3 protein-coding genes and 1 pseudogene are annotated in these 14,365 nt (G+C 56.0%); all 4 read right to left on the reverse strand.

The genetic code is table 11. The features are described 5' to 3' along the window. Positions 1–6: 6 nt before the first annotated feature. The 4 genes and pseudogenes from tniN to tniA all read right to left on the reverse strand — a co-directional run bounded on the left by tniN (position 7) and on the right by tniA (position 14,336). Positions 7–8,994 (reverse strand): annotated as a pseudogene (gene tniN, locus ACE15A_RS13855) (non-ribosomal peptide synthetase). A gap of 4 nt (positions 8,995–8,998) precedes the next feature. Beyond that, complete coding sequence (gene tniO / locus ACE15A_RS13860; RefSeq protein ID WP_064055836.1) at positions 8,999–9,778, reverse strand: SDR family oxidoreductase; 780 nt, start codon at positions 9,776–9,778, stop codon at positions 8,999–9,001. Positions 9,779–9,807: 29 nt separating this feature from the next. Continuing rightward, the gene (gene tniQ / locus ACE15A_RS13865) at positions 9,808–14,091 is read right to left on the reverse strand and encodes a non-ribosomal peptide synthetase (RefSeq protein WP_072158776.1); all 4,284 of its coding nucleotides are present in this window, start codon (positions 14,089–14,091) and stop codon (positions 9,808–9,810) included. Continuing rightward, entirely contained in the window at positions 14,088–14,336 is a 249-nt protein-coding gene (gene tniA / locus ACE15A_RS13870; protein ID WP_023248691.1) for an MbtH family NRPS accessory protein, read from the reverse strand. The genes tniQ and tniA overlap by 4 nt, the downstream gene beginning before the upstream one ends. Positions 14,337–14,365: the final 29 nt, after the last annotated feature.

Genomic DNA, 14,365 nt, shown 5'->3' on the forward strand with positions numbered 1-14,365 from the left:
TTTTTTCTAAAATGACTCATCAAACTGCGTGAGAGCGTCGTAGTTCACACAGAGCTGCTGAATACGCAGAGCTATCGGCGTAACATTTTCCTGGAACAACATGCTGTAGTGAGTGCCATTCACTGGCGTAATTGTTAATCCAGCCCTCACCCTGTTGGCCCAAAACTCACCGGGATCCGTGTCTGAATCTCTGGCAATAAACAGATCTATATTCCCGTCGTAATCTGGGATCTGGTATTTATAATAAGCCTCCTGCAATGTTGAGAAGACCTGGTAAATATATTCCAGCTCATTTCTTGTAATATTGACCCGCTCTTCACCGCTGGATTGCATCCTGCCGAGAATTGCTTCGAACAAGGCGCTTTCCGTCGACGAAAGTGCATCATTATTTCCCCCACCCGTCTGCGGCGTCAGCCAGCCAATCCGCTGAAGAAATTCGTAAAATTCCACTCGAACTTCGCGTTCATCAGGCATCGTGTCACGGGTATGTGGATAGCTGTCAATAAGCAGCGTCCCCAGTGGCATACAACCGTTTTTCATTGCCAGTCGCGTCATCTCATACGCAATGAGCCCTCCAGCTGACCACCCCACAAGGATCCACGGCGTCTGAATAATGTCAGACAGCTGGTGAAGATAATTTGCAGCGATTTCAGGAACGCTAGCCTCCGGTCTAGTCAACGTATCAAGATCGACGGCGCTGATGCCTGTCACGTCCATCTCCTTACTCAACGCGCCAATCAACGGAGCGTAAGCTTCCCCAATTCCCCCGCCTCCGCCGGGATGAATACAGACGAGCTTAACGGGTGAACGACCGCGACGCAGATGAACCAGATTCGGCCTGTCCGACGTTGCCACGTCCTTCTTATCCTGGGCGGTCAGCTGTTTCGCCATCTGAGACAGAACGGGATTGGCAAAGAGATCCCGTAATGCAAACTCAACGCCCAGCGTAGCGTTGATGCCTTCTATGAGCCTCAGAGCAAGCAGAGAATGTCCCCCCAGCTCAAAGAAGTGATCGGTACGCCCCACCCTGGAAACCCCCAGCAGTTGCTGCCAGATCTCCGCCAACGCCATTTCCACGTGGCCCTTCGGCGCGGCATACTCTCGAGTGGCCAGTGACGTCAGATCCGGTTCAGGCATCGCATTACGATCGACTTTTCCGTTTGGCGTAAGTGGGAAAGCCGGTAGGGTGACTATTGCCGTAGGTACCATAAACTCGGGCAACGTTTGCGAAGCGTGAGCGCGCAGCACTGCAACCGGGGATGTCCCCAAATCCGCGTTAGCCACAATATAAGCAACAAGCCGTTTTTCGCCTGTGCGATCCTCACGGACCATAACAATGCACTCGCGAACGGCAGGATGCGCCTGTAAACACGCTTCAATTTCCCCGAGTTCAATACGGAATCCCCGCAGCTTCACCTGATGATCGTTACGTCCCAGATATTCAATGGTCCCGTCTCTGCGCCAGCGGGCCAGATCTCCGGTACGATACAGCCTCATTCCCGGTTCCTCCGAGTACCTATCGGGGATGAAACGTTCAGCAGTTAACTCCGGTTGCCAGAGATAGCCGCGCGACAGCCCGGCCCCGCCGATGTACAGTTCACCAGCCACGCCAACGGGCTGCAACAATCCTTGACCGTTAAGGATCCTCACGGTGGTTTCTGCGACAGGAGTACCAATCGAGATCGGCGTGTCGACATCCTCAATACGCTGACAGGTTGACCAGACCGTCGTCTCCGTCGGGCCATACATGTTCCAGAAACGACGCGTGGCGCAAACCAGTCGATTGCATAACTCCCGATCGAGCGCCTCTCCACCACACAGCGCTGTGAGCTGTGGACTACCCTGCCAGCCAGCTTCCAGCATCATTCGCCATGTCGACGGCGTTGCCTGCATGAAAGTAACGTCTCGATGGGCCACGAGCCGGGCAAGAGCGGCACCATCGCGCATCTCTTTACGACTGGCATCTCTTTACGACTGGTTAAGACAATTCGACCTCCGGTGATGAGCGGTAAATAGAGCTCCAGCACCGCGATATCAAATGACGGCGTCGTCACGGCAAGCATGCCATCATTCGCCGTAAAGCCCAGACGGTCGCGCATTGCATACAGGAAGTTGATGACTGCACCGTGGGGCAGCATCACGCCTTTCGGGCGTCCGGTCGATCCTGAGGTATAGATAATGTAGGCAAGGTTCTCGGGCGTCAGCCCCACCAGCACCGGTTCGGGATCGCAGTCTGAAACGCCAGAGATCAGCGGGCTATGGCCTTCATCATCCAGAACGAGGCAAGGTATGCCGGTGCTGCCATAGGGGGCCACATCATCTTCACCGCCCAGTAAGAGCTTCGGCTGGCAGTGTCGCAGCATGTATTCGACCCGCTCCTCCGGATAACCAGTATCAAGGGGAACGTAGGCCGCGCCTGCTTTCAGGACGCCCAGAAGTGCCACCAGCATCGCGGGGGTTCGCTCCAGCAGGAGCGCTACGCGATCGTCCGGGCCAATACCGGAATGAATCAGATGATTTGCCAGCCGATTCGCCCGACGGTTAAGCTCGCCGTAGGTGTACGATTGCTGTCTGAATACCAGCGCAAGACGCTGTGGATTTTCCTGCGCATTACGCTCAAACAAGTGATGCAACAAATACCCGGTCGGATAACCCGCACGCGTCGCATTGAAGGATGTCAGCAGTTGATAGCGTTGCTGCTCCCCCAGCATATCCACCCCAGAAAGGCGGCGCGTGCTATCCACCGCCACGTCTCGCAGAACGTTCAGCAGGTGGCTGCTGAAACGTAACATTGTCTCCTCGTCCCATAAGCCGGTGAGGTACTCAATGTGGCCAGATACCTCATTAGCCGTTTCGGTCAGCTCAAGGTTAAGGTCGATTTTCGCCCTGTGGGTACGACCTTCGCGCCCCTCCAGTTCCAGGCCTGTCATCTGCAGCTGATGGTCGGGCGAGTAGAGGCCAAACATCACCTGAAAAATCGCCTGCCGTGAAAGATCGCGTACCGGCTGTAGCACCTCCACGATCCGCTCAAAGGGGACGTCCTGGTTCTCGTAAGCTTCAAGCGCGGTCTGCCGCGTCCGGTGCAGCAGCGTCTCAAACGACGGGTCGCCGGACAGATCTCCGCGCAACGCCAGCGTGTTGGCGAAAAAACCAATCATCGGTTCCGTTTCCGCCAGCATACGCCCCGCGACGGGCGAGCCGACCACGACATCGTCCTGACCGCTCCAGCGCGACAGCACCACCTGAAATGCCGCCAGCAGCACCATATAAAGGGTCACCCCCTGGCGCTGCGCCAGGGCTCGCAGCGCTTCAACCGTTTCGGGAGCAAGCGTGACCGGCACATGTGCCCCGCGATAGCTTGCCACTGCCGGTCTGGGGCGATCTGTCGGCAGCTCCAGACCGGCCGGTGCGCCCTGAAGTTTGTTTTTCCAGTACGCCAGGCGCCGCGCCGCTTCCGGCTTATCCAGCATCTGCCTCTGCCACAGCGCAAAGTCGGCAAACTGAACAGGCAGTTCCGGCAGGATAGCTTCACGCTCTTCCACCCTGGCGGTGTAGAGCTCGCACAGCTCGCGCGCCAGGACGTCGACAGACCAGCCGTCGCAAATAATGTGGTGGGCGACAAAGGCGAGCACATGCCGTTCAGCAGATAGCCGGTAAAGCCGGAAGCGATACAGCGGGCCGGTTTGCAGTTCAAACTTATACTCAGCTACCGTCTGCAAGACATTATCGAGCGCATATTCCGGGACAGATTGCGACACAAGGGACTCATTCTCGGCTGGCACGATCGTTTGAACGGCCGTGCCGTTGCTGTTACGGAATACTGTACGTAAACTTTCGTGGCGGCAAATCACCTGATTAATTGCCCACTCCAGCGCGGCGGTCTGTAGCTCGCCGCGCATCTCGAGCGACCAAGGTACATTATAGGCCACCCCGGCCTCAACCAGACGGTCGAGGAACCAAAGACGCTCCTGAGAAAATGACAGTCTCAGCGGCTGATTGCCGTCCCGTGGCGTAATGCCAATCGGAGAAGAGCCCTCCTCCCGGGCCTGATAATGCGCCAGCCGTGATGCCAGTTGCACAATTACTGGCGCATCAAAAATCTCACGCAGCGGCAGTTCGACTCCGAGACGCGCACGTACCATTGCCACCATGCGCATGGCAAGCAGGGAGTGTCCACCTAGCGCGAAGAAATCGTCCTCAATCCCGACCTCAGGACAATTTAGCAACAGGCCCCAGATTTCGCAGAGCGCAAACTCTTCTGAAGTCCGCGGCGGCACGGCTTGGCGCTGACGCGTCACGAAAGTTGGCGGTGGTAATGCCTTACGATCAACCTTGCTGTTTGGGGTTAACGGCAGTGCGCCCAGCGTCACGAAAGCCGCCGGAATCATATGTTCTGGCAGGAACCGGCGCAGATGTACCTGCACCTCGGCAGTCTGCAATGCCGGATCCTTCAGCACAAGGTAAGCAACAAGCTGCAGCGGCTTTTGCTCACTGGACCAGGGAACGACAATCGCCTGGTGGATACCGGGGTGCGCCAGCAAGCAGGTATCAATTTCGCCCGTTTCTACCCGGAAGCCGCGAATTTTAACCTGGTGATCGATTCGGCCAAGATATTCGAGCACGCCTCTGGCTGTCCATCGGGCAAGATCGCCAGTACGATACATTCTCTGCCCGTCACTGAAAGGATCCGGGAGGAAGCGTTCAGCGGTGATGTCTGGTCGGTTGAGGTAACCACGAGCCAGACCCGCTCCGGCGATATACAATTCACCGGGCACCCCAACCGGGCATAAATTGAAATACCTGTCCAGCACGTACAGTCGGGTATTGCTTAGCGGAGCACCAATCGGCACGACCAGACGATCTTCATCGGCAGAGCACTGATGCCAGCTTACCTCTACAGAGGTTTCCGTTGGACCGTATTGGTTATGTAGTCTGCAGTCAAAACGTTGGGAAAAATCCTGTAGCAGTGACGGGGGCAACGCCTCACCACCGACAATAAAATCGCGGACCCGACGCAGGGTATGCGGCGACACAATGTCCACCAGAGCCTGAAGCATCGATGGCACCATATGCATAACCGTGACCCGGGACGACTCAATTAAACTGGACAGATAGCTCAGGTCGCGATGCCCTTCGGGGCTGGTCACTACCAGCCCCGCACCATTGAGTAGCGGCCAGAAGAGCTGCCAGACAGAGACATCAAAACTAACAGGCGCATTCTGGAGCACGCGGTCGTCGGGGGTCAGCCGGTGCGTTCTTTGCATCCAGCTCAGGTGATTCAGGATGCTGAAGTGGCTAATCATCACCCCTTTAGGACGCCCCGTAGAACCTGATGTATAAATGACGTACGCGAGATGATGAGCATTGATGTTGCGCGCTTTCCGGGGCGGGAGCGCCGTCTCTGAAGTTTCGTCATCAATGAACATGCAGCAGGCAGACGTCTCCGGCAGCCTCGCCAGGAGACGGCGCTGGGTCAACACAACGGGAACCTGCGCATCCTCCAGCATATAAGCGATCCGGTCTGGCGGATAATCCGTATCCAGCGGCAGGTAGGCAGCTCCAGACTTCAGGATCCCCAGCAGCCCGGAAATCATCTCAATGGAGCGCTCCACAAACAGCCCGACCACGCAATCCGGGCCAATCCCCGCGTGCACGAGGCGGGAAGCCACCTGCTCCGCCCGACGGTCCAGTTCACGATAGTCGATCTCCTCGCCATCAAAATAGACGGCGAGCGCATCGGGCGTTTGCTCTGCCTGAGCCTCAAACAACGACGCGATGCATTGATCGTGGGGGTAATCTTCCGCCGTGTTGTTCCATTCGGTAAGCAACTGATATTGCCCGGCAGCCGTCAGCAGCGGCTGCTGCGATAGAGGGCATTCAACGGTGTCGGGCAGAGATTGCAGCAACGTTGATAAGCACTGGACAATCTGTTCTGCGCTTTCTTTGTCCCAGAGATCGAGGGCATACTCTAGCTGACCTGAAAGCCCATCACGGGTCTCCGTTAGCTCAAGCGCAAGATCGAACTTTGCGCTTTCTGGTAGCCTCTCTTCGGCGCGCAGGGATATCCCCGGCATCTGTAGATCGCTGAACTGCGGATGCAAGGCCAGCATCACCTGAAAAATGGCCTGCCGTGAAAGATCTCGCACCGGCTGTAGCGCCTCCACGATCCGTTCAAAGGGGACGTCCTGGTTCTCGTAAGCTTCCAGCGCGGTCTGCCGCGTCCGGTGCAGCAGCGTCTCAAACGACGGGTTGCCGGACAAATCTCCGCGCAACGCCAGCGTGTTAGCGAAAAAGCCAATCATCGGTTCCGTTTCCGCCAGCATACGCCCCGCGACGGGCGAGCCGACCACGACATCGTCCTGACCGCTCCAGCGCGACAGCACCACCTGAAATGCCGCCAGCAGCACCATATAAAGAGTCACCCCCTGGCGCTGCGCCAGGGCTCGCAGCGCTTCAACCGTTTCGGGAGCAAGCGAGACCGGCACATGTGCCCCGCGATAGCTTGCCACTGCCGGTCTGGGGCGATCTGTCGGCAGCTCCAGCCCGGCCGGTGCGCCCTGAAGTTTGTTTTTCCAGTACGCCAGGCGCCGCGCCGCTTCCGGCTTATCCAGCATCTGCCTCTGCCACAGCGCAAAGTCGGCAAACTGAACAGGCAGTTCCGGCAGGATAGCTTCACGCTCTTCCACCCTGGCGGTGTAGAGCTCGCACAGCTCGCGCGCCAGGACGTCGACAGACCAGCCGTCACAGACGATATGATGAAGTGCTATGGCTAACGAAAAGTTTCTGTCGCCGGATTGCAGCAGTTCAAAGCGGTATAGCGGCCCGCGCGTTAAATCAAATTCCCGGTTAGCGAGCTGGTTTAAACGCTGTTCGCATTCACCTGCGGTCAGAGACTCAACGTCAAGAGACAAGGTTTCAGCAGGCATAATCTCCTGCAGACACTCACCGTCACGTTCCAGAAACCGGGTCCGCAGGGAGTCATGTCGGGCAACGATCACGTTCAGCGCTGCGTTCAATGCAGGGATATTAACCTCGCCCTGCATTTGCAGGTGCCAGACTATCGTATATGCCGCTTTGCCACCCCCCAGACGGTCGAGAACCCAGAGCCTTTCCTGGGTAAATGAAGCCCGGCAGTAACGTCCATGCTGCACTGGCCGCAATTCTGTCTCAGCGCGGCTGGCACCGGCATCCGCCAGCGCCCTTGCGATAGCCCGCGGCGTCGGGTCAGGGAAAAACAGGGAAGGTACGATGTCCACGGTGACTCGGGTACGCAACAGGGCCATCACTTTCATCGCCTGCAACGAATTTCCGCCCAGATAAAGAAAGTTATCAGTCGCGCCGATACGCTGTAGTCCCAGTACCTCAGCCATAGCCTGGGCAATATCTAGCTCGATACCCTGCTGCGGTTCAACATAGGCCGTAAGAGGAGGCTTATTCTCATCCGGAATGCGCAATGCCTGACGGTTAATCTTCCCGGTCGCCGTTGTGGGAAGGACGTCGTTGAGAACATAGGTGGTCGGACGCATATATGGCAGCAGCGTTGTCTCAGCGTAGCGACGCAATGAGTCGATCAGCGCATCTTCAGCATCATACGTCCCCTCACGCACGGCGAGGAAAGCGACAAGACGCTGCTGGTCAGCATCGAAAACGATAGCCGCTTGTTTCACAGACGGATGGTCACCCAGCAGGTTTTCAACTTCCCCTGGCTCAATACGGTAACCACGTAGTTTTATCTGGCTGTCGATCCGCCCAAGATGAATCAGATCGCCGCTCGCCAGCCTGATGACTTTATCGCCGGTCCTCAGGACCCGCACGTTCTCACCCTCAATATTCAGGGAGACAAATCGCTGCCCTTCCTGATCCGGGCGATTCAGATAACCATTACACAGCGAGAGTCCCGCTATGCATAGCTCGCCAGCCTGTCCATCCGGGAGCGGTTGCTGTCCCGCATCCACTACCACCATCGATGTCCCCTCAAACGGCTTGCCGACAGGCACATAGTGGCTTCCATAGTCCGGGGGAGCTGTCCAGCCCCAGGTATCGAAGGTCGTGATGTCCGCACAGCTCTCCGTCAGGCCATACTGATTAATCAGATGCGCCTCAGGCATCGCCATCCGAAAGCGTTCGCATAGCGAAACGGTTAACGCCTCTCCGCTCACCACCCAAAGCTGCAACGCCGGGACGACACGTGAAAGCGAGGGGTAGATTTCCAGCCATGTCGCCAACAGGGAGGGCACCATACATATACGACGTATCTTTAGCGTCGCCAGTTCCGGCAGCAGGCGCGAAGGATCACGCAACAGGTCATCATTCAGCACGCAGAGTGCATGCCCTGCACACAGCGGTCCAAAAATTTCCCAGAAGGAGTCGACCGTAGTGAAAGCGGTATTGAGGAAACAGCGCTCTCCCCTGATGAAGGGCTGGTGCGACCACATAGCCTGGAGCCTTACGACACAGGCGCGATGACTACCGAGCACGCCTTTTGGTTGCCCTGTCGATCCAGAGGTATAGAGAACCCACGCCACATCGGAAGACGTCACAGGATGAGGGACGGGTATCCACTGCGGTTTGCGCCGCTGCGGCCAGGGCTTTCCCGGACAATACCATCACGTCGGTAGTGGCAAAATGCACCAGTTGCGCGTCATCGGCCACGACCAAAATAGCCTGGCTGTCACGCAGCATAAACGCTCGCCGTTCGGCGGGTGCCTCTGTCGAAATGGGTAGATAGGCCGCACCCGACTTCAGAATGGACAGCAACGTTGCAATAGCCATCGCAGAGCGCTGCATACACAGGCCGACCACACTCCCCGCAGTGACGCCATGCTCTCTGAGAGGTTCAGAAAGGCGGTTAGCAAGCGTGTTTAGCTCCTGCAAGGTAAGCGTCATCTCATCTGAAACTAAGGCTACCTCGTCAGGCGTTTTTCTGACCTGCTCTTCGAACAGTGACACCAGCGTCATCGCAGCAGGAAAATCTACTATATTATTTATTTTCATATGGTTACGGATAAACCTGGCGTGTCGGACGGATCACGACATTGTTAAAGTGCACATGCGGTGGCTGACTCACAGCAAACATAAGGAAGTTAGCGACATCGTCACCCGTCACAAAAGGGCCGCTCTGCTGCTCATATGCAGCAAAGGCCTGCGCATCGTACCCGGCCACTTCCTGGAATTCCGATTTCACGGTTCCCGGTTCGATAAGGGTGACGCGCACCCAGTGTTCGCAAACTTCACGTCTGAGCGCTTCCGCGAGGGAATTAACCGCGTACTTGGTCGCACCATAGATGGGATTAACGGGTGACAGATGCCGTCCGACAATGGAGCCCAGGATGATAATGTCCTGCGCCAGCGGCTGCCCGGCGCGTCTTTTCGCACGTTCAACCATGACCTGTGCCGCTGACTTCATCTGCGCCATGGCGGATAAACAGTTCAACTCAAATAACGATGCCCACAACGACTGGTCGGACTGGAGCAACGAGCCCGGCAGCCCGCGCCCCGCATTCACAACGAAGATATCTGGCGTTTCACCAAACGCCGCCTGACTGGCGGCCATCAATTTGACGAGGGTTTCCTCTTTGTTGATATCTCCCGTCCCCCCTACGAAGCGCCGTTCGCCGTAGCGTTTTTCAGCCCCAGTAGTCATATCGTCAAGCCTTTGGGCGCGCCTGGCATTTCCCACCACCCGGACGCCAGCCTCCAGTAACGCGTTAACAATGCTATAACCTATCCCTGCGCTGGCGCCTGTCACGACAGCAATACGATTTTCAAAATTGTTCATGTAAGCCTCAGGATGTCATGCTGTGAAAATTAGACTTTTGTCGAGCCGGGGAGAAAACCTCTCTCCACGCAGCAAGCTAAAAAGCGAGTAAACCAGGCCCGATCCACCGGGGGAATTTCTGCATCCAGACGTTTCAGCAAGGTGTGCGTGACGGCAGCATCGATGCGGACCTTACGCGAGGGCCGCGTCGACCACATTTGGCCCAGAGCCGCTTCGCGAGGAAAATCTGCATCCATCTTGCGCAGCGCCGACAAGTACTTTTCGGTACTCGCCAGTTGCACAGAGAATCCGGAGGCTTGTAACACCTCCACCAGGTCGTTATGCATAAATTCCGCATCAGGCGTCATGTGGAATGTTCTGCCCGAGATACGGGTATTCATCACAATCCTGACGATCGCATGCGCAAGATCGTCAACCCGGCAGAGCAAAAGGTCTTCCTCACGGTCAGGGATCAGTCCGCTCAGCACATAGGTGTTCAACGACTGCATCAACCGGTTGCTTTCAATGTTGATCTGGAAGGTTCCCGTTGAATCTGCAGACACGCTGCCGGTTCGGTAAATGCATGCGCTCCCGCCCTCCCGGATAAATGCCCTGACGACAAGTTCGGCCTCATATTTGCTTTGCTCATACGGCGTCATAAAGCTTTGCCCGATGTGCAAATGATCTTCACTGAAGCTTTGCTTATCCGTTACGATGCCCGCCACGCTCAGTGTCGAGACAAAATGAAGCCGCTTGGCGCGTTCCATGTGGCAAAACTCGACGATGGCGCAGGTGCCCTCCACGTTGGTCTGGCGAAGTTCATCCAGAGGCGCCATCAGCCGCACATCCGCAGCGGCATGGACCACCGTATCGATTTCTCTTGCCAGCCGGGTGAACGCTGCCGGAGCAAGGCCAAAGCCGACTGAGTTCAGGCTCCCTTCATGAACCACCACCCGGGCGCTCAATGCATCACGATCGGCGTGCGGGAAGTACCAGCAGAAGCGTTCCCACAGCCGTTCCTGGGCAGAGCGCTGATCGTCGCCACGTACCAGGCAATGCACGACACAACAAGGGGTTGCCAGCAACATTTTTAGCAAGTAGATGCCGATAAAGCCGGTCGCTCCTGTCAGCAGCACCGCCCGAAGCGCACCGGAGGGTCGAGTTTCACGCAACCCACTGAGGGCGGACGGAATATACGTGAGAAGACCCGTGCTGTTGTGCTCGCTGAACAAGGTTGAGGTTTGTTCCGCAGCCGCATTCACGCCCGCCTTCTGCAGGGCATCATTGAGCAGCCCAATAAACCGCTCCCCAATACGGGTAATGGTCTGACGGGAATGGACATTACTGGAGTAGGACAAATCAAGTGTCAGCCGGTTCGCCACCACGCGTCCCGTCAGCTTCAGTAGATGCACGCGAGATACATCAGGGTGTCGCGCGGCTCCGGGATAGAGGTTCGACCATGACCAGCCAAGCGACGCATCAGAATCGAGGCCAAAATGACCGAGAAAGTTAAAACAGAGTTCAGACCCTTTAACGCTTTTCCGGGGAGCATCGGATAAGTAGCGGCGGATACCGTATAGTGCGCCAGCGTCGGCTTGCTTTTCCGCCAGGTTCGCCAGTCGGCGGGCCGTAAGAAGAACAGGTTCGCCATCCACAACTTCGGCTATCAGGGGATAGACGGCGGTAAACCATCCCATCGCACGGTTCATCTCCAGCTCATCCTCGAACAGCTGGCGCCCGTGGCTTTCAATATCAACAGACAGATGCGTGCCGCCGGATGCCAGAACGTCAGCGACGCTTCGCACATACGCGGCCAATAGCAGGTGTTGAATCGCCACGCAGTGCTGTCGGGGAATATCACGCAACAGCGCGTGAGACTGCCGCTCGTCAAACCCAATCCAGAGCGTGTTTGCGCTTCCTTCGCTGTTTGGACCCAGCCTAAAATCATTACGCAGCTTCGCGAGGTTTGCGGCTGCTTCCGAGTATACCTCCTCCGCAGGCAGAGTCGCCGCCAGCGTCTTCAGTTGACGAGACCAGGACCAGTACAGCCGCGGTTCAATCGCCACGCTGCGCTGGATATTATCCCGGGCCGATTCGTATAATCGCGCCAAATCGTCAATCAGAATTCGCCACGAGACGCCGTCAATTACCAGATGATGACAAACCATCAGCAGACGATCGTGACCGTCGAGCCCCTTCAGTAGCCATATACGCAAGAGCTGGCCTGTACGGATCGCAATCTCCTGATGCGCGCGTTCTATCATATTTTCCAGCTCTTCGGCGCTCCCCTGCAGCTCCAGGCAACGGAAAATGTCCGCCACTTCGCACACGTTATCCTCTACGCTCCAGCCTCCTGTACGCTGAATGAAGCAGGTCCCCAGAATCGGGTGCGCTTTCAGCAACCCGTCCAGCGCCTTGCGAAACGCCGCAACATTGATCTTCTGCGCCGCATCAATAACCATAGCCTGCGACCAGCGATCGACCCCCTGAGGAAACTGCTCAAAGAACCAGTGTTGAACAGGAGCCAGGTACCGTTCAGAGATGCCTTGCTGAGGGGAAACGGCGGGTTGAAGTTCAGTATCCATGGCCTGAATCAGCCGGGTAAACGTGGGATCCTGGTAAAAGTGCGAGGCGCGAACTGGATAGTTTTCATTCTGCAGCAGGGAAAGCAGCTGGATAGCCAGTATCGAATCACCGCCAGCGTCGTAAAAATTTTCATCATAGCGGTGAGGATGGCTCCCCAGACACTGACGCCATGCGGAAGCGGCAACCCGTTCGTTACCCTCCAGCCCGGCGACGTGGAGGGTATTCTCAACGTGCCGGGCTGGAACGGATAGCTGAGCTTTCAGCGCCTTATAATCCACTTTTCCATTGTCGGTGACGGGCATTGTGGACAGCAGTACTATCCGCCCCGGCATCATGTGCGCGGGAAGAATACGCGACAGTAAGCTCTGCATGGACAATACCGAATCCTCAGCGGGTTGCTTTGGAACGATACACGCTACCAGCTGCGAATGGCCGGGTCTGTCGCTGTCGCAGGCAAAGATTGCAGCAGATTCAACGTCATCTTCATAAGCGATCAGCGCCTCGATTGCGTCAGGATCGACGCGATAACCGCGGATTTTTACCTGACGATCTTTGCGACCGATAAAAATATACGCTCCTGTTTTCGACCTTCTGAAGAGATCTCCCGAGGCATAAAACGGACCGTCCGCCATTCGATGTGGCAGCCGATAAAATTTCGTAGTGGTCAGTTGAGGATCGTTGGTATAGCCGGCCGCTACGCCAGGGCCTCCTATCATTAATTCACCCACAGCCTCTCCGGCCAGCCTCTGCCCTTCTTCATCGACCAGTTCAAAACGGCTTTGACCAATAGGAAAACCCACGGGCACCACGAGATCGTCAGGGACGTCATTCAGATTACGCATCGGAAAAAGTGCCACACCGACCGTGGTTTCAGTCGGACCATAATGGTTTGCCACGGCCCGTGCCCACCCCTTCTGAAACACCGTCCTGACACGCTCTGATTGCAAGGATTCCCCGCCGAAAATTAACCACTTAAGCGTAAAATCGGTGTAGTGATGCATCGTCAGGCTGGTAAAATGGGAAGGGGTAATTTTCACCACATCTATACGCTGCTCGCGCATATAACGTTGAAACTCGCACGCATCCCTACGCAGGGTGTCACTGATGAAATGCAGAGTTCCCCCGGTAAGGAGTGATAAAAAAAGGCTGGTATTACCAAGATCTGCCGATAAACTCGACATATAGGCGTAGCTGAGCGACTCGTTTATCGATAAAAGCGAGATGAGCGAGGTAGTGTAGTGCCAGATGCTGGCACGGGTAATATCCACCCCCTTTGATATCCCGGTAGAGCCTGACGTATAAATGGTATAAATCAGGTGATTCGCATCGATATCAGGGAAGCTATCGCGCGATACGTTGCGGCCCCGGTCACGTGAAAGATTGTCCATTGCAATATGCGCAATACCGAGGTCGGACAGCGCCTGAGCATGTCTGCTGACGGCTACCGCGGGGATATCGCCGCATCCCTGAAGGCGTTCAAAGGCATGGGTATCATGCCCGTCCCATTCAAGCGGGACATAACAGATACCTGCCCGAATAGCCGCGCTAATCGCGACCAACGCCTCGATGCTTCGGTCAAGTACCAGGATTACCTTATTTCCGGAATGTCGATACGGGAGCAGCGTTTCGGCCAGTGCAGCGCTCAGTTCGTCAAGCTCGCCATAGCTCATCGCACAATCCGCATCAACGACCGCTATTCTGTCTTTATATAAGAGAAAAATATCTTCCAGGCTTATTTGTTGGCTCACAATATTCTCTCACTCTTCTGCGGTGATAACCGTTGCTCTGCACATTGCAATGTGAAAGGCCGCATATCGCGCCATTCTTTCCTGATATAATCCAGACAATCTTGTTTCTTGCCGATAAAACCAGAAACCTGCCACCCCTCCGGCAAAGGTAATTCAAGGAGCCAGATAGAAAATTGACCTTCGCTATTCTTCACGACGCTATATTCATCTTCTTTTCCTGTACCTTGTAAATCAATTGGACCCATACCCCCTCCAGTTTAAATAGGTTTAATCC

Origin of the sequence: Salmonella sp. HY31, assembly GCF_042604575.1 — a bacterium.
GTDB classification, from domain to species: domain Bacteria; phylum Pseudomonadota; class Gammaproteobacteria; order Enterobacterales; family Enterobacteriaceae; genus Salmonella; species Salmonella diarizonae.